A 23,956-nucleotide genomic window follows, 5' to 3' on the forward strand; every position below is an offset into this window, starting at 1 on the left:
CCTGCCGGTCGAGACGATAGGCACGCGTTTCGGCGGCATACCGCAAACACTGCCCATGCCGCACCTGCCGGAAATCTCCTATGCGCGAGTGGTGGCGGTGCTGCCGAATGCATTATCCTTTGCGTTGCTCGGCTGCATCGAAAGCCTGCTTTCGGCGGTCGTGGCGGATTCCATGACGGGCCGGCGGCATCGCTCCAATTGCGAGCTTGTGGCCCAGGGGATCGCCAATATCGCCTCTCCGCTTTTCGGCGGCATCTGCGTGACCGGCAATATCGCCCGCACGGCGACCAATGTGCGCTCCGGCGCGCGCGGGCCGGTCTCGGGCATGCTGCATTCCGTCTTCCTCCTGCTTTTCATGCTCGTCGCGGCGCCGCTCGCCTCCTACATCCCGCTGGCCGCGCTGGCGGGTGTGCTGGCGGTCGTTGCCTGGAACATGGCCGAGAAGCACGAATTCGCCACGCTGATGCGTGCTTCGCTGGGCGATGCGGTGGTCCTGCTCGTCACCTTCCTTCTGGTGATCTTCCGCGACCTGACCGAAGGCATTCTCGTCGGCTTCGCCCTCAGCGCGCTTCTGTTCCTGCACCGCATGGCGCAAGCGGTGGAGGTCGAGAATGCCCGGCCTCAGGTGGAGGAAGACAAGGCCGACAGCGTAAACGGCAATGGCCGTGGAGCCTATGACGTGGAGATGGCGACCGACCCGGATGTGGCCGTCATACGGGTGTCCGGTGCCTTCTTTTTCGGTGCGGCCGCGGCGGTCGGGGCGGCGCTGGACCGCATCGGCGAACAACCAAAGGCCTATATCTTCGATCTGTCGGCGGTCTCCGTCCTGGATTCGACGGGAGCCGCAACGATCGAGGGCTTTGTGCGCAAGGCCAGGCATCGGGGCGCCGCCGTCTATATCGCCGGCGCGACTCCCGCGGTCCGCCGCACGCTGCTGATCCATGGCATTAAGCCGCCGCGCGTTCGCTTCAGGATGCGTCTGGCCGATGCCATCGCCTTTGCAGCCCGAAACGCCAAGGTCGCCGCCTGAGCCCGGCGCGCATGGCTTGTTGGGGCGCAGGGCTTATTGTGGCGGCGGCAAATATTCGACGTCGAGCATCCGGCAAAGCTCCTGCAGGCATTCCTCGTAAAACGGCTCGGCATCGGTCAATGCGAAATCGAGCTGCTGGAAAACCTCCATGCAGAGCAGCCCGTAGAGCCGTATCCAGCAATTTAGGAACACATAGGTCGCCTCGGCCGGCAGTGCCCCCTCGATATGGCCGGAAAAGGCTTCCAGTTGGTCGGCAAGATCGGCGGGCATTTTCTCAACGTCGGGAATGGGGAAACGCGTGTGGCGCCAGATGGCTCCCACTTCCTCGACAAAGACCCGCCCGAAAGCATGGCCGGCTTCGTGCACTTCATGTGCCGCGGTCTCGCAGCCGGGGGGCGGGGGCGCGCTTGCGAACATGAGGCCGAATTCGGCCTTGTGATCCAGCGCCCAGCGGCGCATCCGGCGGCACATGGCCAGAAGGTTGATCCGGCCCTCGATGCGCTCCTTCTGCAATTCATCGGTCAATTCGCGGTAGAAATCGGCGGTGAGCGCCGCAATCAGGTCGTCGTGGCTGGAATAGTAGCGATAGATGGCCGGACCGCTCATCCCGATTTTGCGGGCCACCGCGTTGATGGTGACGGCGTGCCGGCCTTCCGCGATCAACAGGCCGCGAGCGGCATCCCTGATTTCTTGCAACGTCGCCGCGCGCATGCGCTCGCGGCGTCCAGGCAGGAGAGGTGGCATCAGCGATCGCTCCGCATTATGTGAATTGTTATTGTATCTAATTTCTGTTAGAGACTATAACGAATTTTCGGAAACGGAGCAACCGCATGTCCATTCTGGTTCTCGGCCTCGTGCTTTTCCTGGGCGCTCATTCGGTGCGGATCGTGGCTCCGGGCATCCGCTCCGGCATCATAGAGCGGGGCGGCATGGGAGCCTGGATGATTCCCTATGCGGCTGTCTCCGTCATCGGGCTCGTGCTGATCGTGATCGGCTACGGCGTGGCGCGCGAGGCGCCGGTGATCGTCACCGAACCTCCGGCAGGCCTGCGGCATCTCGCTCTAGCCCTGATGCTGCCGGTCTTCCCGCTGCTGCTGGCCGCCTATCTTCCCGGCCGGATCCGGGCAAGGCTTCGCCATCCCATGCTGATCGCCACGGTCATCTGGGGCGTCGCGCATCTCCTGGCGAACGGCACGCTGGCGGATATTCTGCTCTTCGGCGGATTTGCGCTCTGGGCGCTCATCGACATCTTTTCAATTTCCGGCAGGAGCGAGACCCCGGCAAGGACGGTCAAGGTGTCGCATTGGCGAAACGACCTTGTTGCGGTCGTGGCCGGTCTCGCGATTTATGCCGCTTTCGTGGCCCGGTTGCACGACTGGCTTGTCGGCGTCTCGCCGATCTGAGGAGCGGTGCGGCAGTAACCATTCGTTAACCCTGCCGGCTTCATAGTGCAGGCGGAGGCGTTGCGTATTGCTCCGGACCAACCGAGTGAAGGCGCAAGGCAATGACGGTGATACTGCCTTTCCATCCCAGACCCCGAAGCCAGGCGGGGCAGTCGGCCGCCGATCGCGGGCCGGCGAAGATCGTGATCTTTCCCGGCATCCGCTACGAACGCGAGGACGGGCCGCGCAAGCCTGACGAAAACGCCGCCGAACGCGCCGGGAGAAAGCGCGGTCAGATCAAGAACTGAAAGCCATTCTATCGTGACGTGCAGGAAATGCCGTTGAGATAAGTGGAGACCACTTCGCGCCAGCTCTCGTCGGGGACGAAGGCGCGCATGACGACGATCCCTTCGGTAAGATCCGCTTCGACGAAGATGGACTGGGTGAATTCGGCCGGAACTTCCTTGCGCATGGTCAGCATCTGGGCGGGCGTGACGACGACGAAATCCAGCGCATCGCCGGTCGCCGTGCGGTCGTTCAGGCTGTAGATATTGAGGCCGCGGCGATCATAGACCGAGATCGACCAGAACGGGATGCGGCCTTCGCCCACGAGATGCAAGGCCCCGTCGCTGAGGTCGAAGCGGCATGCCACGGCCTCGAAGAAAGGGTCGGGCGAGGTGAGCATGCCCAGCGACGGGTTGGCGTGGTCGAGCCGGACCACATGATAGGGTTCGCCGGTTTCAGCCAGCCGCGCCCAGGCATCCTTTTCCGCAAAGACGGGCAGGAGGAACAGGATTGCGATATGGACGATGCCTGCGCCGACAAGGCCGGTGAGCAAGGCATGCAGGAATCTAGTCATCACAGCCCCTTCGCACGACCTGCGGCAACCTGATGTCTATGACGCCGGCATCGCCTGAAATCGGTGTGTCGAAGACGGTGAGCACAAGCCTTATCGGGCCGCTGCCGGAGATCGGCAGCCAGTTTCCGGGCACGGGCTGGGGACCGATCTCGACCGTTGCGGGACCGTCGCCGAGGCGCACCAGCTCACGCGACTGGAGCGCCGGCTGGAGCCGGCCGACCGGGGGCAGGAGCCTGCCAGCGGCATTCGTCGCATAGACGGTCCAGAAGCGGGACGGCGGCACCGCGCCCGTAAGCTGGTACCGGCAATCGGCGCGCAAAAGCGCGCCCGCCGTATCGCGATTGGTCGTGAAGGCGATGCCTTCCGCCTGGCCGAGCGAGAGTCCGCCCTCGCGCGCGAAACGGGCGCGGGAATAGGGGTCTGCCTGCGGCGTGCCGAAATCGGGAAAGGTGACCCATTGGCCGATCGTGACCGAGCCGACGCCGCGGCTCGCCTCCAGCGCGTACCAGACGCTGCCAGCCCCGCCTCCGATTGCAACGGCGAGGGTGACGAAGATCAGGAGGACGGTCTTGAGCATTGGCCGTGATCGAGGGTGGATCGGTGCGCGGGATAAATCCGGATACTCCGGCCCGATGGAACGAGGCAAGAGCGGGTCAAAGGGCCGAGAGCGTTTCCTGCCCGGCGGGAGGATCAATCACGGGAGCATCGCGGAAAATTCGGGACATCTTCCTCAACAGGGCGGTGGTGCGGCTCGAAAGGATGAGCGGCCGCTGATCCAGTCCGTTTTCCTGGGCCTGGCCGGGTTTTGCCGCGGCCACTTTCGGCTCGGCTTCCATTTTGGGCAGCGGGTTCTCTATGCCCGGAATGGGCTTGAGGTCGATATTCTGGTGCATATAGGCCATCAGGCGCTGCCAGACCATGGCCGGCAGGGTGCCGCCGGTCATGTCCTTCGTGGCGTGGTAGTCGTCATTGCCGAGCCAGACGGCGGCGGTGTAGTTGCCGGTGAAGCCGACATACCAGGCATCGCGATAGGACTGGGTGGTGCCAGTCTTGCCGGCGGAGCGGGCCATGGGCAGGGCAGCACGGCGGCCGGTGCCCCATTCGGGGACCTGCACCAGCATCGTGTTCATGGCCGCCACAGTGCGTTCGGACAGGACCCGGCGCGGCGGCGGCGCATCGCGGTAGTAATCGTAGATCGCCTCGCCGGAATGGGTGGTGAGCTGCGTGATGCCGTGGCGCAGGCCGGCAAGGCCGCCGCTGGCGAAAACGCTGTAGCCGGTCGCCTGGTCCATCACGGTCATGCCGGAAGTGCCGAGCACCATGGTCTTGTGGCCGTTGAGCGGGGATTCGACGCCCATAGCCTCAACGAGTTGCTGGATCGGCTCGAGGCCGAGGTGATCCTTGGCGAGCCGCACCGGCACGGTGTTGTAGGACTTCACCAGCGCCGTGGTGAGGTTGACACGGCCGGCATAGCCACGGCCGTAATTGCGTGGCGCCCAGCCATTCCAGTAGACCGGGGCGTCGGAGATGATGGTATCGGGAGTGTATTCCTTCTTCTCGATTGCCGTGGCATAGACATAGGGCTTGAAGGAGGAGCCGGTCTGGCGCAGCGCCTTGGTGGCGCGGTTGAACTGGCTCTCGGCATAGTCGCGGCCGCCGACGATGGCGCGCACGGCGCCGTTGTTCTCCAGGACGACAATGGCGCCCTCCGAGGCGTCGTAATCCTTGCCATATTGGCGCAGGTGGAATTCCAGGGATTCCTCGGCGGCGCGCTGGATGTTGAGATCGATCGTGGTGCGCGCCACCAGCGAATGGGTGGCGCCCCTGGGCACGATCTTCTTGACCTCCTCGAAGGCCCAGTCGAGGAAATAATCGGGGCTGTCTCGCTCTCCGCGGTCGACCACGGTAGCCGGATGCAGCCGCGCCGACAGCACCTGTCCCTCGGTCATGAAGCCGGCCTCGACGAGGTTGTTGAGGACGACATTGGCGCGGCCGCGCGCGGCCGGCAGGTTGATGTGCGGCGCGTAGTTGCCGGGCGCCTTGAAAAGGCCGGCAAGCATGGCCGCCTCGGCAAGGTTCAGATCCTTGATGCCCTTGCCGAAATAGAAATCGGAGGCCGCCGCGACGCCGAAGGTGCCGCCGCCGAGATAGGCGCGGTCGAGATAGAGCTGCAGGATCTCGCGCTTGGAAAGATTGGCCTCCAGCCAGAGCGCCAGGAATGCCTCGTTGATCTTGCGCTCCATCGTGCGCTCGTTCGACAGAAAGAGGTTCTTGGCAAGCTGCTGGGTGATGGTCGAACCGCCCTGGACGACGGAATTCGCCCGCACATTCTCGAACAGGGCACGCGCCAGACCGGGAAAATCTATGCCGAAATGCTGGTAGAAGCGGCGGTCCTCCGTGGCGAGCACGGCCTGGATGACATGCTCGGGCAATTCGTCGACAGGAACGGAATCGCGCTGGATGATGCCGCGCTGGCCGATCTCGTTGCCGTAGCGGTCGAGGAAGGTGACGGCGTAGTCGTCCTGGGCGCGCCAGTCGCCGGCCGTCTGCTCGAAAGCGGGAAGGGCAAGCGCCAGCAGGACGACGATGCCGCCCGTGCCGAGCGTCAAAGCCTCGCTGAAAAGCTCGACCGCGCCGCGGCGCCAGCCATAGACGCGGAAGCGGCGGAAGAAGATGGTGAGGTTTTCCCAGAATTGCCTGGCCTTGAAGCCGGCTTCATAAAGGGAGGAATCGATCCATGCGTCGATGTCTAGAAAGATCGTCGGCCGCGGGGGCCTGGGCTTCCCGGATTTGACAGGCTCTTTCATCGACGTGTTGCCCGTAGACTAACCACCGACCGCAACCAGCGCATGCACCCCGCCATGCCCGGCAACCAGCCAAACTCGCATCCCCTCACCCTTCTTCTGCGCCATTTTCCGACTGCTCACAAGGGAATTTCCCGGAAATGGCTAACGGAGAGGGTAAGGGAAAGTTAATGAGGCAGGAACGCAACAGTTTGGGGGAGGTTCCTGCTGAAAGGTGGTAGCCGGTCATCGAAGAAGACGGATCAATCGGAATACGGTTGCTTGACTTGCCATATGGCGAGCCCTATCTTTGCCATATGGCAAAGGAGATCGTCATGGGTCAAGCACTTCGGCGGATCGATATAAACGACGAACCGGCTCTGGATCTGGCGAGCGCGGAACGGCCCGCCATCGCCAAGGCATTGTCGCGGATCGCCGCGCACTGGCAATTGACCAATGATGAAGCAGCGGCGCTGTCCGGCGTCAATGTCCGCACCTGGTCACGTATAAAAGATGGCTCGTTCAAAGGCGTTTTCAGCCAGGACCAAAGAATGCGCGCCAGCCTTTTGATCGGTCTTTTCAAGGGTTTGCGCCTGCTTTTCAACGGCCCTTTGACTTACGGATGGCCTAAGCGTCCGAACAACGGATTCGAGGGCAGAACGCCGGTGGAACTCATGATCGAGGGAGGCATTCCGGAGATGGTTCGGATGCGGCGCCATATCGACGGCCTTCGGGGCGGGATGTAGAACCGTTGGAGCTTATCGATTTTGATGAGAGGCAGACCCACCGCCTTCTGTCCACCGCATATATAGACGAACCGGCCATCGCACCCCTCTATGACAATGACCGTGAGAAAGACATTCTGGACGCTATCGAAGGAGAAACCAGTACGCGCCTTCTCGGGCAGACGGACCAGCTCGACGAGTTCTCGCCCGCCGAATTGCTGACTCCGGCCTTTGGCTACGGCTGGACCTATGTGAATGCCGCCTTTACCTATACCCGCGCCGGCGGCAATCGTTTTAACCGCGAGGGCCGTGGCGTATGGTATGCCGCGATGGACGTTGTCACGTGCCTGAGAGAGGTCGGCTTTCATCTGACACGGGAATTGCGGAACGCGAATGAGACGGAAAACGTCACCGACTATGTGCAATTGCTGGCGCATCTGGCCGGAAAAATGGTCGATCTGCGCGCGCAGCCGGCCGCGCCCTGTTTAAATCCTGATCCTGCCATCGGTTACCCGGAAGGGCAGAAGCTGGCGGCAGAAATTCGTGCGGCCGGCCACCACGGTGTCGTATATCCCTCAGTACGGCATCCTGGAGGCATCTGCATTGCCGCACTCCAGCCTGCCGTGATCCGGCAAGTCGCCAAGGGGCGGATCTTTCGGCTGACATGGATCGGCGGCAAGGGACCCAAGGTCGAGGAAATAGGAAATTAGGAAAATAGTCCTTGACATCGTAACGGTGGTCTGGTAGCTTTTCATCATCGTCGGAAATGTGCGTTCAGCGTGGCGGTGGCCGGATGGCCTCGGTCGTAGCGGGTGCGGATTTCCGGCTTTTTCTTTTCGAACACTCTCTTCCCAAGACATTCGGATATGGAGCAACGGATGCCGACGAGCACTACCGTGACGGCCGGCTTGCGCGCGCTTTACGAGGGCGCGCCGGCCACGATCGAGACGCTGGCATTGGTGTCGCACCGCTCGCCGAGGCTGCTCGGCAAGCTGGCGGCGCGGCAAGGTTGGGGGGTGGCCGGCATCCAGGCGGCGGGACCGCCGGGCGCGCCGGTGGACCATGCCGCGCTCGAACGCCGGCTGACGGCGCTTGCCGACCGGCTGGTGCGCGACCTGGAGGCGGTGAGCGCCGAGGGCGAGGAAGCGGGCAGCTACGACAAGGCGCGCATCGACGCGCTGTCGGCCATGCTGCGGATGGTCGAGAAGATCGGCGAAATCACGCACGGTCCCGAACGCGCCAAAGAGAACCAGATAAAATCCGATGCAGAAATGGCCGCCGCACTCGAACGCATCAACAATCGCATTGTCGAGCTTGCAACTGAGCTTGCAGGCCAGATGGTTGCAGGAAAACATCGGGCAGGAGCTGGCGCCTGACATCGCCGAGGAATGGTTCGGCACGGCGCGGCTGGCGCAGTATCCGGTCTGGCGGCCGGTTCTCGACACATGGATGATCGTCGGCGGGCGCGGCTCCGGCAAGACGCGGCTTGGGGCGGAATGGGTGAACGCGCTGGTGCGCGGCTACCCGCCCTTCACGGAAAAGGACAGGAAATACGGACAGATCGCATTGGTGGGCGAGACGCTGGGCGACGTGCGCGAGGTGATGATCGAGGGACCTTCCGGCATCCTGTCCATATCGCGCCGCAACCGGCCGCGCTACGAGCCGAGCCGTCGGCGGCTGGTCTGGCCGAACGGGGCGGTGGCGCAGGTCTTTTCCTCGGAAGACCCGGAGAGCTTGCGCGGGCCGCAATTCGATGCGGCCTGGTGCGACGAGCTTTCCAAATGGCGCAAGGGGGAAGAAACCTTCGACATGCTGCAATTCGGCCTGCGGCTGGGCATTCGTCCGCAGCAGCTCGTCACCACGACGCCGAAGCCGGTGCCCATGATGTGGCGGCTGATGGCGGACACTTCGGTGACGACGACGCAGATGAAGACTGGAGACAATGCCGCGCATCTCTCTGCGGCCTTCCTGCGCACGGTGCGGCAGAAATATGCCGGTACGCGGCTCGGCCGCCAGGAACTCGACGGCGAAATGATCGAGGATCGCGAGGACGCGCTGTGGTCGCGGGCGCTGCTGGAAAGCGCCGTCGGCACGGGGCCGCTGGACTTGAGGCGGATCGTGGTGGCGGTGGACCCGCCGGCCGGATCGCGCCGGACGTCGGATGCCTGCGGCATTATCGTTGCCGCACTGGACGGGGCGGGCAGCGCGGTCGTGCTGCATGACGGCACGATGCGCGCGGCGAAGCCGCAGGTCGCCAAGCCGCGCCCGCAGCGCTCGCCGGATCGGGAAAAATCCATCCATCGTCGTCGGACGCTCGCGGCAACTTGGCCCATGCCGCCTGTCATGGCCGGCATGCTCACAACCAGCCAAGTTGCCTATGCGCGCATCGTCGCGGATGAGGTTCACCGCACGGGCCGGTGCGAGCTGACGCTTGATGAGATCGCGGCGCGCGGCGGCATGTGCCGCAAGACGGCGAAGCGCGCTCAGGATCGCCTTGCCGAACTGGAATGGATCACGGTCGCGGAACGGCCGGTAGAAGGCCGCAAGCACCTGTCGAACGTCGTGCGCATCGTCTCGGGCGAATGGTCGACCTGGATCAAGATGGGGCCGAAGCCTCGCCCGATAGGGGGACATTCGTGTCCTACCACGGGAAACCAGTCATCTAAAACCTTCCACGTCGAGCCGGTTGAAAGGCAGCAAGGGGCTTATGAGGGGATGCGATGGCGAAGCCGAGCGCAACCGGGAACGGGGAGGCGCTGCGATGCTGCTTGAAACCCGAAGGCCGGTGCCAGACGGGCGGCAACTGTCGATCCTGCTGGACGAGTATGCGCGCCAGATAGAGCGGCTGGCACCGTCGCCGCGCTGGCCTGAGCGCTTCCACGAGGACAAGAGTGAGATCGTGGCCGGGCTGCTGAGGCTGGCAAGCGAGGTGCGCCGTGGCTGACTGGCCCTACAACACAAGGAACTGGCGGCGGCTCAGGCTGGCGAAGCTTGCCGTGAACCCACTGTGCTACGCATGCGAATTGCGCGGCCGCGCGGTGCAGGCCGTGGCCGTCGACCATGTGAAGGCTATCAATGCCGGCGGCGATCCTTTCCCTTCGCTCGATGAACTGATGAGCCTCTGCGAACGCTGCCACAATGAGAAGACCAAGGCGATTGCCGTCATGTCGGAGCTGGTCGATTACGGCTTGCGCGTCCAGTCTGGCGACATCGAGGATCCTTCGTTTCACCTGACGCTCTACGCCGCGCCGCAGGACGCCGATCCGTGGGAGCCGTCGACCTGGCGGCTGGCGAACCCTGCGATCGGCGATTTCCGATCGCTTGAAGACGTGCAGCGGCAGGCCGGGCAGGCGCGGCTTGTGCCGTCGAAGGAAGCGGCGTTTCGCAACCTGATCCTCAACCAGCGGGTTTCCGCCGTCTCGCGCTTCATCCACAAGGCAGAATGGGACGCCTGCGGCGGCGCGGTCGACATGGCCGCGCTCGACGGCCGCGAATGCTATGCCGGCCTCGACCTGGGCGCGACCCGCGACCTGACCGCCTTCGTCATGGTGTTTCCCGACGAAAAGGGCCGCTATGACGTGCTGGCGCGGTTCTTCATGCCGGAAGCCAACATCGAGGACCGATCGAACGAGGACCGCGTGCCCTACGATCTATGGGCGAAGCAGGGGCATATCACCCTCATTCCCGGCGCGACGATCGATCCGGGCTTCGTCGCGGACGTGCTGGCGAACGCGGCTTCCCGCTACAACATGCAGGCGCTCGCCTATGACCGCTGGCGCATCGAAGACCTGAAACGCGAGTTGGGGCTGATCGGCGCGGTGTTGCCGCTCCAGCCGTTCGGGCAGGGCTTCAAAGATTTCTCGCCGGCCGTCGACATGCTCGAAAGGTGTGTGGCCGAAAAGCTGTTGCGGCACGGCGGCAACCCGGTGCTCAACATGTGCGCCGCGAACGCCGTGGTCACGCGCGATCCGGCCGGCGGGCGCAAGCTCGACAAATCGAAGGCGGCAGGCCGGATCGACGGGCTTGTAGCGCTGACGATGGCGCTCAGTATCTCGAAACGGCACGAGCCGGAAGCGTTGCCGGCGTGCCTGGCTGAACTGGTCGCCTAAAGGCCGTTCCATCCATCGTCTAGATAGCTACCGCGACGATTGCGGAGCTTTGCGTTCATCTCCGCCATTTCACGGCTCTGCTCATCCCTTATGCGTTTTTCGCGTTCCTTGTCCCCATCGGGTAGACGCACGGGCACGCTGAAGCTGATGCGATTTGCGGAGCCTGCTGTATGTCCCGCACCGCCTTCGACACCGACTCCGAAAACGCTCAGCTTCGCGCCTGCTCCACCTTTTGTTTCGGCTGTCACAGAAACGTCGAAGTCAACTCGCGTTGCGACGCCAAAGGTGCCGACATTAACAAGATGGCCGCCGAATTCAGCGCCAGCCATTGCGGCATTCACGTTCGCACCGTCTTCACGACCCTGGGCGATCCTAACACCCTCAACGATCTGAGAGAGTGTTTCAGCTACGAAATCCTTCAGCTCCATCCTGTCCCTCTTTCCCATCGCGCGTTGACCTTACTGGCGAATAGGCGCAAGTTGCTCGCACCGGTCGGGCGCGCCAACGCCCGACCGGCACTTGTCCAACGAAGCCTTGGAGGGGCCTCGCGTGACCGACTCATCGAATACCACGAATCTGTCTGTCGTCCCTCCATTGCGTGAGCGCACCTAGGAGGAACTACACATGGCCAGCACCGCTATCAGGGCAGGAGGCAATGTCTTCGACTTGCCACCGCCCTACGCCAAGACCTTGCCTCTGAGTAGAGCAGGGAAATTTCTGCTTCCGATCCGAGTTCATACCGACCTCGTGGGAGGGCCTGTCCATGATCGACGGTACAGGGTCGAAGATGTTCTCGTAGACCCAGATGCAGAACTTGAAGATGGTTGCCTCATAGTCGCTCAATTCTCAGGCGGCGCACCACATTTGATGGGCTACGAGGGGTTCACCGGCCGCGATCATAACGGACGGTTCGTTCCGGCTGGCGATCCCAAAGAATGCTATACGCTCTCCTGTGGGCTGCGCGTCGCACGCTCGGAAAAGCTGCAGATTGTTCGCATTCTCGGCCGCTATGTAGGCGGGCCGCGCCGTGTTCCTGTATTGGGCTGAATGAGCAATCCACAATTATAACATAGCGCACAAGGTTTATCTTGTGATTTGAAACCGAGCCTGCTAGGTTTTGCTGACGAACATGGCAGGCTCGATCTAGATGGCAGGGACGGCAGCAGACTTGGTGAGGGCGCTTAGTGCCAGTGTGCGTATGCCCTTCTCGACGGTGGAGGCTTACGCGCTGACGCTGAGCCGCATTGGCTGGTGGGAACGCACTAAACGCGGACGGGGTGCCCGTAAAAAGACAGACAGGGACGCCGCAAAGCTTCTCTTGGCGATCCTTTCGGCCGGGCCAACCGATCTGCCGAATTTCTTCCTGCAATACGCCAACATGCATGTTGCGCCGGGTCAGAAGCACTCGAAATTGGTCGCGATCCTCCGCCGCGAAATGGAACTCGCCGAAGATGCGAAGTTCTTTGATTTTGCGGCGGCATTCGTTCGTTTGTACCGTCTCGGCGAAACCGGCCGCGTGATCTGGCATTCGCCTATGCCGGAAGGCTTCTACGGCGAGGGCGCGGCTGACGTGCCGGGTCTGGAAATGCGCGTGAAGGGTCCGGTGCCGATGGGCACCTTTACTTTCACGCTGGCGCATTCCGTGGTCGACGAACTCACGGCCGATGGCGATGACCAGGCCGACTATCTTGGCCCGCAGAAGATCGAGTTCGTGCACGAGTTCCTGGGCATGATGGCCGACGCCAAGGCGGACGGCCGGTCGACTGAACAGATGGCATTCGGCAATGCCTATCAGGCCGTCATGTCGGAAGCTTCCGGTGTCGGATTTGAGCGATTTGTTGGCGGTTCGGAATTCGCCGCCGTGGCTGCTGCCATGAGTGAGGCAGGCGAATGAGCGGCCGGAAAGAATGGGCCGGCGTGCCGCCGGCAAAGACGGTGGAAATCGCCGATCGCTACGAAGCCGCTTGCCTCGTGGCGATGCGGCGCGCCAGCCAGCTCGAAAGTGACGACGCGAAGTTCGCGGTGCGGTTCTGCGACATGCGCAAGGGTATCTGGGCCGGTGTCGCTCAGGAGCTTCGTGATCTTGGCTGTCCCGAAAAGAACGTGGCCGGCGAAGTCGCCAGCATCGTGAATTTCGCGGCCCGGAAGCGCGGCCTTGCGGGGCTGCCGGCAAAGGGCCGCGCATGATCCACAGGAATTTTATCCTCTCCCTGAATTCACGGCGCATCATGTGCGCCGCGATGCCCCGTCGTGAGACGGCACTTCCCAGCGCTGAACGTCGTGAGACGCCCGGCCCGATGGACCCTAAACCCGCCGTGAGGCGGCACAACCCCTAGATGGAGAAACGGCAATGCCGAGACTGCACGACCTGAAAGAGCAGCGCGCCGCCAAGATCGCGGAAATGCGGGCGATCAACGATAAGGCGATGAACGACAACCGCGACCTCGACGACAGCGAGCGCACGAAGTTCGACGCCCTGGACAAGGAAACCCGCTCGATCGGTGAACAGATCGACCGCGCCGAACGGCTCGCTACCTTTGAACGCATCGAGGCGGCCGGCGAGCAGATCGACGGCGGCGAAATGCGCCGCGAATTGCGCAACTATTCGCTCGCCAAGGCGGCGACCGAAAGCCTCGCCGGCAAGCTGACCGGCCTCGAGGGCGAGGTGCATCAGGAATTGTCGAAGGGTCGTGAGACGCGCGGCCTGATGGTTCCGACCGAAATCCTGCTGGGCGGCGCGGAAACCCGCGCGATCACCACCACTACGCCCGTCGGCAATGCGCTGTCGGGATCGCGCACCCGCTCGATCACGGGCGCATCTTCCTCGACCACGAGCGCCGCCGGCTCGACGGTTGCTCCGGCTCCGGTTTCAGTCGAAAAGACCAGCCTGCCCGCATCCTCCCGCACCGCCAGCCCGAAGAGGTCGCAGACCGGCTCCAGTGCTGCCCGCGCCGTGCCCGGATCGGCCACGACATAACCGGCAAGCGAGCCCTCCGCCCCGTCCGTATCCGCCGCCGACAGGCCGAAATCGGCAAGAATCGCATTGATGAGATCGTCCACCGCGACCCCGCTCAGCCGGCCGTTCAGCCAATGGCCGCACGACCAGTTCCGTCCATCGCTCCACACGTCGCCATGGAGCGGAAAAGCCGGAAACGGCCGCGCATCCCAGGCCCAGACGCAGATCGAGCCCGGATCGACCATGCGCCCGCCATAGAGGTTCGAGACGGGATTGACGGCTGCATCCTCCGAAGACCAATGACCGTAATGCGCCGCAAGAAACCGCCGCTGCGCCAGATCCGACATGCCGCCGCTGGAGAAATAGGGCGCGGCGTTCTCGGAGGATTTCGGGTCGGGAAAGACATTCGGCTGGTTCGGTCCCTTGTCCACCGCCGCACAGCCGATCTCGGTGAAGATCACAGGCTTGGATTTCGGAACCCATGCTGTCGGGTCCGCAGCCTCCACGCCGCCTATGCGGTCGAAATGCGGGTTCGACCACCAGCTTGCAATATCCTTGTAGCGATAGACCCAGGGCTTGCCATGGGCGCCGTCGGTGATCGGCGTCCGCCGTCTCTCCGGCCGGTCCCCGGCATCTGCATAGAACCAGTCGTAGCCCTCGCCCGATGTGATCATGCGGCGCAGGCCCGCCGCGTCATAAGGACCGAGAAAGCCGTCCGGATTGCCGCCGGCATGGTCGGCGTCGCGCCAGTCGGAGAGCGGCATGTAATTGTCGATGCCGACCGCATCCACCGCATCATGCGCCCAGAGCGGATCGAGATGAAAGAAGACGTCGCCGCTGCCATCCTGTGGCTGATGGCCGAAATATTCGCTCCAGTCGGCGCCGTAGGTGATCAGCGTTTCCTGACCGAGCACGCCGCGCACCTCGCCCGCGAGTTCGGCCAGCACCTCGACGAAAGGAAAGCGGTTTTCCCCGTCGCGCAGCACCGTCAGCCCGCGCAGTTCGGAACCGATCAGAAAACCGTCCACGCCGCCAGCCGCTTCCGCGAGCTTCGCGTAATGGAGAAGAAACCGCCGATAACCCCAGTCGTCGGCATCGCCTGTGAAACGCACTTCCTCATCCGTCGCCGCGAAATCCGAAAGCCGCGCCTGGCCCGCAAAAGCCTCGACCTGCATGCGCGCCGCAGCCGCCTTGTCAGCAGAGCCGGTCGCGCCCGGCGCCGGATCGCAGGTGATGCGCCCGCGCCAGGGATAGGCTGGCTGCGAAGCCCCGCCATAGGGGTTCGGCAGCATGTTTTCCGCCGGCACGTCCATCATGACAAAGGGATAGAGCGTCACTTTCAGGCCGCGCGCCCGGATCAGCTTTATCGCTTCAATCACGGAAGCGTCGGACGGCGTTCCGCCATAGGCCGGCCCGCCCTCGCTCATGGAGACCACCGGCACCTCATCGCGCGCAAGGCCCGAGACCGTCCACGTCTCCGACAGCCCTTCCGGGTCGTTCTGCGTCACCATCGGCCGCAGCCTGCAATGGCCCGCGCGCAGGTCGTCGCCGAACCAGGTGACCACCAGCGCCACGGCCTCCAGCCTCGGGCACAGCGCCTGCAACTCGTCCAGCGAGGCCTCGATGTCGCTCGCCGCAGAAAGCATGTGCCGGTTGACCATGACATCCTCGCCTGGCCGCACCGTCAGCTTCACCGGTCTGGGCAGGAGGCCGTATTCCGTCGAGCCGGGAATCAGTGCAACGGAACGGATCTGCCCGTTGAGCGCGCCCACCGGCCGCATCACCTCGAACTGGAACTGCGGAATCCGCCTTCCATAGTCGTCGATTGGAAAGCGTTCGATGACCACATAGGCCGTGCCGCGATAGGCGGGCGCATTGCCCTCTCCCTGCTTGGCCTCGATCAGCGGGTCCGGCATCTGGTCGCCGGTCCCGCGATGCACGCGGATTCCCTCGGAAACGGGATTGCAACTCAACTGGCGCGTCGGCCCCGCCGGCTTCGACATTTCCGACGCGCATTTCGTCATGCAGGCCGAGACCGGCGGCGTCCGGAGCAGGCTGCCGCTGTCGCCCGTCCATATAAGCGGGCGTCTCGACGCTGACGGCGATCTGGCGATCTCCTGGATGCGGCGCGGCCGTATCGATGCCGATAGCTGGCTGACGGAAGAGATTCCGCTCGGCGAGGAGACGGAAGCCTACCGCATCGCGGTGATGTCTGAAGCAGGCGGCACGGTCCGGGCGGCAACGGTGTCCGTTCCGTCATGGACCTACAGGCAAGAGCAGATATCCGTCGATTTCGGCGAAATTCCCGAAAGCATCACCGTGACCATCAGCCAGTTGGGCGCGCTCGGCGCGGGCGTGCCGGCGACCGCCTCAATCCTGGTCCGATAATTCAACCCAGCAGAAAGGATGACTTCATGACAGGTTCGAAACCCTGGTATCTTTCGCGTACCATATGGGCCTCGCTCGTCTCCGTGGCGACCGCGGCAGCCGGACTTTTGGGTCTGCCCGTGGAAGGCCTCGACGGCTCGGCGTTGACCGATACGCTCCTGCAGGCGATCACCGCCGTCTCGGCGCTGGCGGCGATCCTGGGGCGCGTGTTTGCGACGAGCCGTATCGGCTGAAACGGGCCTTTCGACAGGTTTCCGCCGCGGTTCACTGCCGCGGCGGAAACAAGCCAGCTAATCGATTTGAGCAATTCGGCGAAATGGTCTTATGTTCATTTCATGTTCAGCACCAATGCGATAAACCGCCCGCTATGAAACCTGTCAAAAACATGCTTCGGCACCCGGTTCTGCTTCTGGCGCTTCTGGCCGGCCTTGCGCCGGTGCGGGCGATGCCGCTTGCCGATCCGAAGCCAGAGTCGCTGGTGCAGCCGGTGGCGGTGAACTGTTATGCCATCGGCCGGCAGATCGCCTTGCAGAGAGGCGGGGAGCTGATGCAGGCCACGGCGGTCAACAGCGGCGGCCGCACCATGTGCCGGGTCGTCATCCGCGTTCCCGGACGGGACGGCGAGCGGCCCCGGCGGGCCGAATTCATGGTTCCCGCAAACTGATCGGCAGCGAAGGGGCAGCGATGCGCATTCTGGTCGTGGAAGATGACAAGGACCTGAACCGGCAGATCTCCGACGCGCTGGCGGATGCAGGCTATGTGGTCGATCGCGCCTTCGATGGCGAGGAAGGGCATTTCCTCGGCGATACGGAGCCCTATGACGCGGTGGTGCTTGATATTGGCCTGCCGCAGATGGACGGCATCAGTGTTCTGGAACGCTGGCGTCGCGACGGCCGCAAGATGCCGGTGCTGATCCTGACGGCGCGCGACCGCTGGAGCGACAAGGTTTCCGGCATCGACGCCGGCGCCGACGACTATGTGACGAAGCCTTTCCATATCGAGGAGATCCTGGCGCGGCTGAGGGCGCTCATTCGGCGCGCAGCCGGTCATGCCTCGTCGGAACTTCTTTGCGGGCCGCTGCGGCTCGATACCAAATCCTCCAAGGTCGATGTCGACGGCGTGCCGGTGAAGCTCACCTCGCATGAATACAGGCTGCTCGCCTATCTCATGCATCATCGCGATACGGTGGTGTCGCGAACGGAACTGGTCGAGCATCTTTACGACCAGGATTTCGACCGCGATTCCAATACGATCGAGGTCTTTGTCGGCCGGCTGCGCAAAAAGCTGGGCGTCGATCTGATCGAGACGGTGCGCGGTATGGGATACCGTATGCGTGAGTCCTAGGCCGTTCCGCTTGCAGTCCTTCCTGCGCTCAGCATTCTGGCCGCGTTCGCTGGCCTTCCGCATCGTCGCGCTCTCCACGATCTGGGCGATCGTGGCACTCGTTGTGATCGCGACCGTGATCACTACCCTTTTCCGGCAGGTCAGCGAACGCGGTTTTGAAAGCGTCCTTTCGGCGCATCTTTTCAACCTGATAGGCTCGGTAGGTGTGGCCGACGACGGCGGGCTCTCTGGCACGCCGAATCTCGGAGACCTCAGATTCTCCATTCCCGGATCGGGCTGGTACTGGGCAGTCGAGCCGGTCTCTGAGGACCTCGGGCCGCCCTTGCGCTCGCTGTCGCTGACCGGGCAGGTGCCTTCGCCTGCTACCTCGGAAGTGCCTTTCAACAACGAGTTCCAGCGCAGCTACCTCACGACCGGGCCTGGCGGGCAGACGCTTGAGGTCCTCGAAAGCGAATTGCTTCTCGGCGAAGGCAACCAGATCGCCCGTTTCCGCGTCATGGGCAACCGGAGCGAAATGGAAGCGGAGATGCGCCGGTTCACACGCCAGCTTTTCGGCTATCTGGCCATTTTCGGGCTCGGGCTGGTCGCGATCAACGCCGTCGCCATCCTGCTCGGCCTGAGGCCGCTCGGTATGGTCCGCCGCGCGCTCGCCAATATCCGGGCGGGCACGGCGCAGCGCCTGGACGGTTCCTTCCCCTCCGAGATCGCGCCGCTGGCAGACGAAACCAACGCCCTGATCGAGAGCAATCGGCGGATCGTGGAACGCTCGCGCACGCAGGTCGGCAATCTGGCCCATTCGCTGAAGACGCCACTGGCGGTGCTGATGAACGAGGGCAGGGCGATCGGAGGGGCGAAGGGCGAGTTGATCGCCAATCAGGCGGCTGGCATGCAAAAGCAGATCGAGCATTATCTGCAACGCGCGCGGGTCGCCGCCCAGCGCGATAATCTCGCCTTTCGCACCCCGGTCAATGCGGCGCTGAAGCGCATGGTTCGCGTAATGGAAAAGCTCAGCCCGGAAAAGCGCTTCGTGCTTTCCCTACCGCCAGAGGAGGTCGTTTTCGCCGGCGAACGGGAGGACCTCGAAGAGATCATGGGAAACCTGCTCGAGAACGCTGTCAAATGGGGGAAGAGCACGATCGCCATCAGCCTTTCCCGCGAAACGGCGGACCGTTCGGCAGGCCAGATGTTCGAGCTTTCGATCGAGGATGACGGCCCGGGCATACCGGAGGAGCAGGCCCGCGACGCCCTGAAACGGGGGCGGCGGCTGGATGAATCGAAACCGGGCACGGGCCTCGGCCTCGCTATCGTCGCCGATCTGGTCGAGGAATATGGCGGTACCGTCGCGCTTGTGAGATCGGAACTGGGAGGATTGAAGGCCGTCATCCGACTGCGCACTGGATGACTGTTGCATTGCAATGTAAAATAAGGATGAGATGGGGGAACTGGACCAAACCGGGACCAAAGGAAACCGGGCCAACAGGTCCAAATTCCGTCAAACATGATTCCTAAGCGGCGGGAAATTCAATGGTTCGCTCGATGTCGAGGATCATCGTGAGAAGAGAAGTTGCACTGGTCACCCTGGCGGCGCTGATCCTGTCGGGCTGCATGTCCGGGGGGACGCGAACGGCAGTTCCCGAGCTTCAGCCCAACCAATATGCGGCCCCTGCGCCAACCGTTACGGGCGAGGCGGTGGAGGGAATCGTAGGCGGCGGGCTTGTCGGCAGCGCTTTCGGCGTGCAACTGGGCCGCGGCGAGCGCCGTTCGGCGCTGGAAGCCGAATATCGCGCGCTGGAATCTACTCCCGCCGGCCAAGCGGTGACCTGGGAGGGAAGCTTCTCCGGGCGCAGCGGTAAGGTCGTCGCCGCGCAACCCTACCGGGTAGGCTCGCAGGATTGCCGCCAATACACGCACACGATCACCAGCGGCGGCGTCGAGCAGACCGCAAGAGGCACCGCCTGCCGCAACCCTGATGGAAGCTGGACGGTGCTTTCCTGACGGGGAAGATTTTTCCAACCACTGATGAGTCGTCCGGCCGCTGCGTCGATCATTGGCCGTCGAGACCAGGATCCCCGACACTCTCCGCTTCGCTTCGAGGTCGAGGATGACGGGCTGTAGAGGTATCCCGCCGCCAAAAGGCCGCATGTCGCGAATATTGTGGCGGAATACCCTGGCCGCTATTTAGACAGAATGCTTTTTTGGGCCATAGCCGCACTTCTGACCCTGGCCGCATCGCTGTCCGTGATGCTGCCTTTCCTGCGCTCGCCACGCACCGCAGCGGATGCTGCCAGTGACATCGAGGTTTATCGCGACCAGCTTGCCGAGCTGGAACGCGAGGTCAGCCGCGGCACGATCGCTCGTTCGGAGGCCGAGGAGGCGCGCGCCGAAATCGCCCGGCGCATATTGCGCGCCAAGGATACGGGCGGCGCCGGCATGTCGGCGGAAGGCACGGCCATGCGGTTTGTCGCCATGGCTGCGGTTCTCGCTGTTCCGCTGGTGAGCTGGGGACTCTATGCCTTGCTCGGCTCCCCGGGGCTGCCGGCGCAGCCCTTGCAGGCCAGGCTGGCAAAGGATCCGGCGGAGAACTCCATCGAGGAGCTCATTGCCCGCGCCGAGACGCATCTTGCCGCAAATCCCGATGACGGAAGAGGCTGGGACGTGCTTGCACCGGTCTATTTCCGGTTGGGGCGTTTTGCCGATGCGGAGACCGCCTATCGCAACGCCATCCGGCTCGACGGCGCCAGCGCCGGACGCGAGGCGGGGCTCGGCGAAGCCATCACCGGCGGGCGCGGCGGCGTCGTCTCGGCGGAGGCCGAGGCGGCATTCGAGCGGGCACTGGAACTGGAGCCCAGCAATCCGAAGGCGCGTTTCTTTCTCGCCATGGCCAAGGCGCAGGAAGGCTCGTTGGACGAGGCCGGCCAGAAATGGCGGTCGCTTCAGGCCGACCTGCCGGCGGATTCGCCGTGGCAGGAGGCAGTGGAGCAGGCGCTGGCGCAACTCGACAGGGCAGGCGCCGGAGACAGGACCGCGGCCACGTCGGGGCCGGACAATGAGGAGGTGGCGGCCGCGACCGAGATGTCGCCGGAAGACCGGCAAGCAATGGTCGAGGGCATGGTGGCGCGGCTTGATGAAAGGCTGCGCCAGAACCCGCATGACAAGGAAGGATGGCAGCGTCTTGTCCGTTCCTATGTCGTGCTCGGCCGGAACGAAGACGCGCTGGGCGCGCTAAAGCGGGGCGTGGAGGCTCTCGGACAGGATTCCCAGGATGCACGCGAGCTTGAGGCCTTCGCGGCGGGACTCGGTCTGGCCGAAGGTCCGGGGGAGGAGGACAGGTGACGAGAAAACAGAAAAGGCTTTCCATCATCGGGGGCGCCATGGGCTTTCTCGCCGCAGCGACGGCGCTGACCTTCTACGCGCTCGGCCAGCAGACATCCTATTTCTACATGCCTTCCGACGCGCTTGCGGCGCAATTGGCGCCCGGCGAACGCATCCGGCTCGGCGGGCTGGTCGAGAAGGGCTCGATCGTCCGGGGGCAGGGAACGGAGGTGAGATTCGCCGTCACCGATCACGAGAAGTCCATAACCGTGAATTATAGCGGCATCCTGCCCGACCTGTTCCGCGAGGAGCAGGGCGTGGTGACCCATGGCATGTTCCAGCCGGACGGCAGCTTCGTTGCCGACAGCGTGCTGGCCAAGCATGACGAGACCTATATGCCCAAGGAAGTGGCGGAAAGCCTGAAGGAAAAGGGCCTTTGGCAGGAGGAGACGGCGCAGCAATGAGCGTCGAGCTGGGCCATTTCGCGCTCGTGCTGGCCTTTGCGCTGGCGCTCGTGCAGTCGGTCGTGCCGCTTTACGGGGCACGAAAGGGGAGCCTGCGCCTGATGGGCGTCGGAGAGCCGGCGGCGCTGTGCGGCCTTGTCCTGATCTCGATCGCCTTCGCCGCCCTGATCGCGGCCTATGTGCAGTCCGACTTCTCCGTCGCCAATGTCTGGGAGAACTCCCACTCGGCAAAGCCGCTGATCTACAAGCTGACCGGCGTTTGGGGTAATCACGAGGGCTCGATGCTCCTGTGGGTGCTGATCCTGGCCATCTTTGGCGGGCTCGTGGCGCTGTTCGGGCGCAACCTGCCGCCGACCTTGAGGGCCAATGTGCTGGCGGTGCAGGGCTTCATCGCGGCTGCCTTCCTGCTCTTCATCCTGTCGACGTCGAACCCGTTCGTCCGTCTTGTCCCGGCGCCGATCGAGGGGCGGGACCTCAACCCGATTCTGCAGGATATCGGCCTGGCGGTGCATCCGCCGTTGCTCTATCTCGGCTATGTCGGCTTTTCGATTTCGTTTTCCTTCGCCGTCGCGGCGCTGATCGAAGGGCGGACCGATGCCGCCTGGGCGCGCTGGGTGCGGCCCTGGACTCTTGCCGCATGGATGTTCCTGACCGGCGGCATCGCCATGGGCTCCTACTGGGCCTATTACGAACTCGGCTGGGGCGGCTTCTGGTTCTGGGATCCGGTGGAGAATGCGTCCTTCCTGCCCTGGCTTACCGGCACCGCTCTTTTGCATTCGGCAATTGTGATGGAACGCCGCTCGGCCCTGAAGATATGGACGGTGCTTCTGGCGATCCTGACCTTTTCCATGTCGTTGCTCGGCACCTTCCTCGTGCGTTCCGGCGTGCTGACTTCGGTGCATGCCTTTGCGACCGACCCGACGCGCGGCGTCTTTATCCTGACGATCCTCATCCTGTTCATAGGCGGTTCGCTGGCGCTGTTCGCCTGGCGCGCCTCGGCGCTGGCGCCGGGGGGCCTGTTCCATCCGATCTCGCGGGAAGGCGCGCTGGTGCTCAACAACCTCTTTCTGACAACCGCGGCGGCGACCGTGCTTGTCGGCACGCTTTATCCGCTGGTGCTCGAATCCATCACCGGCGAAAAGATCTCCGTCGGCGCGCCCTTCTTCAATCTGACTTTCGGGCCGCTGATGGTGCCGCTTCTGGCCGTCGTGCCCTTCGGACCGCTTCTGGCATGGAAGCGCGGCGATCTGGCGGGCGTGGCGCAGCGCCTGTTCGCCGCTTTCGGCGGGGCGCTGTTCATCGTGCTTCTCGTCTATTTCTTCATCGACGGCGCATCGGCGCTGGCCGCGCTCGGCACAGGTCTCGCCTTCTGGCTGATCTTCGGTGCGCTGACGGATCTGGCCCTGAAATCGGGCGTCGGCAATGTCGGACCAGGCGTGGCGTTGCGGCGCTTCGCAGGCCTGCCGCGTTCGGTCTTCGGCACGGCGCTTGCCCATGCCGGCCTCGGCATCACGCTTCTCGGCATCGTGGCGACAACCACCATGCAGAGCGAGCACATCCTTACCGTAAAGCCGGGCGAGACCGTGGAAATCGCCGGCTATTCGCTGAGATATGAAGGGCTGCAGCCTTTCACCGGACCGAACTACACCGAGAATCGCGGTCGTTTCGTCCTGACGGAGCGCGGCCGCGCGCTGGGTGACGTCGTCTCGTCAAAAAGGTTCTATTCGGTGCGACAGATGCCGACGACCGAGGCCGGCATCAGGACGATCGGGCTCAGCCAGCTCTATGTTTCGCTCGGCGACGAGATCGAAGACGGCGGCATTGTCGTGCATATCTGGTGGAAGCCGCTGGTCACGCTGATCTGGCTCGGCGCGCTGGCGATGATGGCCGGCGGCGCGGTCTCGCTGCTCGACCGGCGGCTGAGGATCGGCGCTCCCTCGCGGCGCAAGCGGGCAGCCCAGGCGCAGCCGGAGCCTGCCGAATGAGGGCGTCGTTTTCGAGCGAAAGTATCCTCACCCCGGACCCCTCCCTTCAAGAAGGAGGGAAATCAGCGCTCAGGCAGTTTTGCCGGCACATCGTCCTTGCACTCGCTGCCTGTTTCCTGCTGGCGCAGCCCGCCTTTGCGGTCCAGCCCGACGAGATGCTGGATGATCCTGCGCTGGAAAGGCGGGCGCGGGAGCTTTCGGCTGAACTGCGCTGCATGGTCTGCCAGAACCAGTCGATCGACGATTCCGATGCCGAGCTTGCGCATGACCTGCGCGTACTGGTGCGCGAGCGGTTGAAAGAGGGCGACAGCAATGAGGAAGTGCTGGATTATGTTGTCGCCCGTTACGGCGAATTCGTGCTCCTGAAGCCGCGCCTCAATATGCGCAACGCTCTGCTCTGGGGCACTCCTGTCCTTCTGCTGATTATCGGTAGCGCACTCGCCTTCTCGACCATGCGCATGCGGCGTGGCCGTGAGATTGCGCCCCTTACGCCGGAAGAGGAGGCTCGGCTCAGGAAGCTGCTCGAGGAGCAGGAATCGGGGTCGTAGGAAGTCACCCCGCTGTCCTGCCGGACCCAAACATTACCAAAGTTTCATGCGGCGGAAATGGCGCGGTAAGG

At 63.6% G+C, this 23,956-nt stretch carries 28 protein-coding genes and 1 pseudogene; 22 read left to right on the plus strand and 7 right to left on the minus strand.

The genetic code is table 11. From position 1 onward, the window contains the following. A partial coding sequence (locus L598_RS03930) for a SulP family inorganic anion transporter (protein WP_144860721.1) occupies positions 1-1,030 on the plus strand: 1,030 nt, incomplete at its 5' end. A gap of 33 nt (positions 1,031-1,063) precedes the next feature. Here L598_RS03930 and L598_RS03935 read toward each other — a convergent pair. Next, positions 1,064-1,774, minus strand: a complete 711-nt coding sequence (locus L598_RS03935) for a TetR/AcrR family transcriptional regulator (RefSeq protein WP_144860594.1) — start codon at positions 1,772-1,774, stop codon at positions 1,064-1,066. A gap of 86 nt (positions 1,775-1,860) precedes the next feature. On the opposite strand from L598_RS03935, the gene L598_RS03940 reads away from it, so the two are divergent. Both L598_RS03940 and L598_RS03945 read left to right on the plus strand, forming a co-directional pair. Next, positions 1,861-2,433 (plus strand): NnrU family protein, encoded by a 573-nt coding sequence (locus tag L598_RS03940; protein WP_144860596.1) that lies wholly within the window; start codon positions 1,861-1,863, stop codon positions 2,431-2,433. A gap of 101 nt (positions 2,434-2,534) precedes the next feature. Continuing rightward, positions 2,535-2,720, plus strand: a complete 186-nt coding sequence (locus tag L598_RS03945) for a hypothetical protein (protein ID WP_144860598.1) — start codon at positions 2,535-2,537, stop codon at positions 2,718-2,720. A gap of 8 nt (positions 2,721-2,728) precedes the next feature. Here the strand turns inward: L598_RS03945 and L598_RS03950 are convergent, their stop codons facing one another. The 3 genes from L598_RS03950 to L598_RS03960 form a co-directional block, all read right to left on the minus strand. Then, the gene (locus L598_RS03950; RefSeq protein WP_144860600.1) at positions 2,729-3,271 is read right to left on the minus strand and encodes a DUF1254 domain-containing protein; all 543 of its coding nucleotides are present in this window, start codon (positions 3,269-3,271) and stop codon (positions 2,729-2,731) included. Further along, positions 3,264-3,848: a DUF1214 domain-containing protein gene (locus L598_RS03955; protein WP_144860602.1), complete on the minus strand. Its 585-nt coding sequence runs from the start codon at positions 3,846-3,848 to the stop codon at positions 3,264-3,266. Before L598_RS03955 ends, L598_RS03950 begins: the two co-directional genes overlap by 8 nt. A 76-nt stretch (positions 3,849-3,924) precedes the next feature. Beyond that, positions 3,925-6,078, minus strand: a complete 2,154-nt coding sequence (locus tag L598_RS03960) for a penicillin-binding protein 1A (protein ID WP_144860604.1) — start codon at positions 6,076-6,078, stop codon at positions 3,925-3,927. A 311-nt stretch (positions 6,079-6,389) separates the two neighbouring features. Here L598_RS03960 and L598_RS21705 point away from each other — a divergent pair, with 311 nt between their 5' ends. The 6 genes and pseudogenes from L598_RS21705 (at position 6,390) to L598_RS03990 (ending at position 10,888) form a co-directional block, all read left to right on the plus strand. Continuing rightward, positions 6,390-6,800 (plus strand): antitoxin Xre-like helix-turn-helix domain-containing protein, encoded by a 411-nt coding sequence (locus L598_RS21705; protein WP_186444925.1) that lies wholly within the window; start codon positions 6,390-6,392, stop codon positions 6,798-6,800. 5 nt (positions 6,801-6,805) lie between these two features. Next, positions 6,806-7,489 (plus strand): RES family NAD+ phosphorylase, encoded by a 684-nt coding sequence (locus L598_RS03970; protein WP_186444926.1) that lies wholly within the window; start codon positions 6,806-6,808, stop codon positions 7,487-7,489. Between the two features lie 168 nt (positions 7,490-7,657). After that, the gene (locus L598_RS03975) at positions 7,658-8,155 is read left to right on the plus strand and encodes a hypothetical protein (RefSeq protein ID WP_144860610.1); all 498 of its coding nucleotides are present in this window, start codon (positions 7,658-7,660) and stop codon (positions 8,153-8,155) included. Positions 8,156-8,186: 31 nt separating this feature from the next. Beyond that, positions 8,187-9,026 (plus strand): annotated as a pseudogene (locus L598_RS21940) (terminase family protein); the annotation flags it as partial. 514 nt (positions 9,027-9,540) lie between these two features. After that, positions 9,541-9,723, plus strand: a complete 183-nt coding sequence (locus L598_RS03985; RefSeq protein WP_144860615.1) for a hypothetical protein — start codon at positions 9,541-9,543, stop codon at positions 9,721-9,723. A 52-nt stretch (positions 9,724-9,775) separates the two neighbouring features. Next, positions 9,776-10,888: a terminase TerL endonuclease subunit gene (locus L598_RS03990; protein ID WP_281407361.1), complete on the plus strand. Its 1,113-nt coding sequence runs from the start codon at positions 9,776-9,778 to the stop codon at positions 10,886-10,888. Here L598_RS03990 and L598_RS03995 read toward each other — a convergent pair. Then, entirely contained in the window at positions 10,885-11,316 is a 432-nt protein-coding gene (locus L598_RS03995; protein ID WP_144860619.1) for a hypothetical protein, read from the minus strand. The genes L598_RS03990 and L598_RS03995 overlap by 4 nt on opposite strands. A gap of 196 nt (positions 11,317-11,512) precedes the next feature. Here L598_RS03995 and L598_RS04000 point away from each other — a divergent pair, with 196 nt between their 5' ends. From L598_RS04000 to L598_RS04010, 3 genes are all read left to right on the plus strand, one after another. Beyond that, positions 11,513-11,935 (plus strand): hypothetical protein, encoded by a 423-nt coding sequence (locus L598_RS04000; protein WP_144860621.1) that lies wholly within the window; start codon positions 11,513-11,515, stop codon positions 11,933-11,935. Between the two features lie 124 nt (positions 11,936-12,059). Continuing rightward, complete coding sequence (locus L598_RS04005; RefSeq protein WP_144860623.1) at positions 12,060-12,782, plus strand: hypothetical protein; 723 nt, start codon at positions 12,060-12,062, stop codon at positions 12,780-12,782. Next, the gene (locus L598_RS04010) at positions 12,779-13,075 is read left to right on the plus strand and encodes a hypothetical protein (RefSeq protein ID WP_144860626.1); all 297 of its coding nucleotides are present in this window, start codon (positions 12,779-12,781) and stop codon (positions 13,073-13,075) included. The genes L598_RS04005 and L598_RS04010 overlap by 4 nt, the downstream gene beginning before the upstream one ends. Before the next feature lie 145 nt (positions 13,076-13,220). Here L598_RS04010 and L598_RS04015 read toward each other — a convergent pair whose 3' ends face one another. Next, positions 13,221-13,559, minus strand: coding sequence for a hypothetical protein (locus L598_RS04015; protein ID WP_144860628.1), 339 nt, complete (start codon positions 13,557-13,559; stop codon positions 13,221-13,223). Continuing rightward, the gene (locus L598_RS04020; RefSeq protein ID WP_348642731.1) at positions 13,559-15,760 is read right to left on the minus strand and encodes a glycoside hydrolase TIM-barrel-like domain-containing protein; all 2,202 of its coding nucleotides are present in this window, start codon (positions 15,758-15,760) and stop codon (positions 13,559-13,561) included. The genes L598_RS04015 and L598_RS04020 overlap by 1 nt, the downstream gene beginning before the upstream one ends. Before the next feature lie 46 nt (positions 15,761-15,806). Between L598_RS04020 and L598_RS04025 the strand changes: the two genes are divergently transcribed. From L598_RS04025 to L598_RS04070, 10 genes are all read left to right on the plus strand, one after another. After that, positions 15,807-16,232, plus strand: coding sequence for a hypothetical protein (locus tag L598_RS04025; protein ID WP_186444933.1), 426 nt, complete (start codon positions 15,807-15,809; stop codon positions 16,230-16,232). 26 nt (positions 16,233-16,258) lie between these two features. After that, positions 16,259-16,465, plus strand: a complete 207-nt coding sequence (locus tag L598_RS04030; RefSeq protein ID WP_144860634.1) for a hypothetical protein — start codon at positions 16,259-16,261, stop codon at positions 16,463-16,465. A gap of 134 nt (positions 16,466-16,599) precedes the next feature. Then, the gene (locus L598_RS04035; protein WP_246658626.1) at positions 16,600-16,896 is read left to right on the plus strand and encodes a hypothetical protein; all 297 of its coding nucleotides are present in this window, start codon (positions 16,600-16,602) and stop codon (positions 16,894-16,896) included. A gap of 20 nt (positions 16,897-16,916) precedes the next feature. Next, positions 16,917-17,576: a response regulator transcription factor gene (locus L598_RS04040; RefSeq protein WP_144860636.1), complete on the plus strand. Its 660-nt coding sequence runs from the start codon at positions 16,917-16,919 to the stop codon at positions 17,574-17,576. Beyond that, a complete protein-coding gene (locus L598_RS04045) occupies positions 17,566-18,978 on the plus strand; it encodes an ATP-binding protein (protein ID WP_246658627.1) in 1,413 nt (470 codons plus the stop codon). Before L598_RS04040 ends, L598_RS04045 begins: the two co-directional genes overlap by 11 nt. A gap of 149 nt (positions 18,979-19,127) precedes the next feature. After that, a complete protein-coding gene (locus L598_RS04050) occupies positions 19,128-19,571 on the plus strand; it encodes a hypothetical protein (RefSeq protein ID WP_246658628.1) in 444 nt (147 codons plus the stop codon). Positions 19,572-19,763: 192 nt separating this feature from the next. Continuing rightward, complete coding sequence (gene ccmI, locus L598_RS04055; RefSeq protein WP_144860638.1) at positions 19,764-20,909, plus strand: c-type cytochrome biogenesis protein CcmI; 1,146 nt, start codon at positions 19,764-19,766, stop codon at positions 20,907-20,909. After that, positions 20,906-21,352 carry a cytochrome c maturation protein CcmE gene (gene ccmE / locus L598_RS04060; protein ID WP_144860640.1) on the plus strand — a complete coding sequence of 149 codons (447 nt, stop codon included), beginning with the start codon at positions 20,906-20,908 and terminating at the stop codon, positions 21,350-21,352. The genes ccmI and ccmE overlap by 4 nt, the downstream gene beginning before the upstream one ends. Then, positions 21,349-23,337 carry a heme lyase CcmF/NrfE family subunit gene (locus L598_RS04065; protein ID WP_144860642.1) on the plus strand — a complete coding sequence of 663 codons (1,989 nt, stop codon included), beginning with the start codon at positions 21,349-21,351 and terminating at the stop codon, positions 23,335-23,337. Before ccmE ends, L598_RS04065 begins: the two co-directional genes overlap by 4 nt. Then, positions 23,334-23,885 (plus strand): cytochrome c-type biogenesis protein, encoded by a 552-nt coding sequence (locus tag L598_RS04070; protein WP_144860644.1) that lies wholly within the window; start codon positions 23,334-23,336, stop codon positions 23,883-23,885. Before L598_RS04065 ends, L598_RS04070 begins: the two co-directional genes overlap by 4 nt. Positions 23,886-23,956 lie beyond the last annotated feature (71 nt).

Source organism: Mesorhizobium sp. J18 (assembly GCF_007829525.1).
In the GTDB taxonomy this organism is placed as follows: domain Bacteria; phylum Pseudomonadota; class Alphaproteobacteria; order Rhizobiales; family Rhizobiaceae; genus VLJP01.